Genomic DNA, 669 nt, shown 5'->3' with positions numbered 1-669 from the left:
ACCTGGATTTCCGTAGCCTGTATCCGAGCATTATCGTGATCCATAACGTTAGCCCGGATACCCTGGAAAAAGAAGGCTGCAAAAACTATGATGTTGCGCCGATTGTGGGCTATCGCTTCTGCAAAGATTTTCCGGGCTTTATCCCGAGCATTCTGGGTGATCTGATTGCGATGCGCCAGGATATCAAAAAGAAAATGAAAAGCACCATCGATCCGATCGAAAAAAAAATGCTGGATTATCGCCAGCGCGCGATCAAACTGCTGGCGAACAGCTATTACGGCTATATGGGCTATCCGAAAGCGCGTTGGTATAGCAAAGTCTAGACGGAAAGCGTTACCGCCTGGGGTCGTCATTACATCGAAATGACCATCCGCGAAATCGAAGAAAAATTCGGCTTCAAAGTTCTGTATGCGGATACTCTAGATTTCTATGCGACCATTCCGGGTGAAAAACCGGAACTGATCAAAAAGAAAGCGAAAGAATTTCTGAACTACATCAACAGCAAACTGCCGGGTCTGCTGGAACTGGAATACGAAGGCTTTTACCTGCGCGGTTTCTTCGTGACCAAAAAACGCTATGCGGTGATCGATGAAGAAGGCCGTATTACCACCCGCGGTCTGGAAGTTGTTCGTCGCGATTGGAGCGAAATTGCGAAAGAAACCCAGGCGA

General features: G+C 47.7%; 1 pseudogene. It reads left to right on the top strand.

The features are described 5' to 3' along the window. Positions 1-669 (top strand): annotated as a pseudogene (locus TsocGM_RS25650) (DNA polymerase domain-containing protein); the annotation flags it as partial.

Source organism: Tautonia sociabilis, from assembly GCF_003977685.1.
Taxonomy (GTDB): domain Bacteria; phylum Planctomycetota; class Planctomycetia; order Isosphaerales; family Isosphaeraceae; genus Tautonia; species Tautonia sociabilis.
This window is presented reverse-complemented; position numbering and strand designations above follow the sequence as displayed.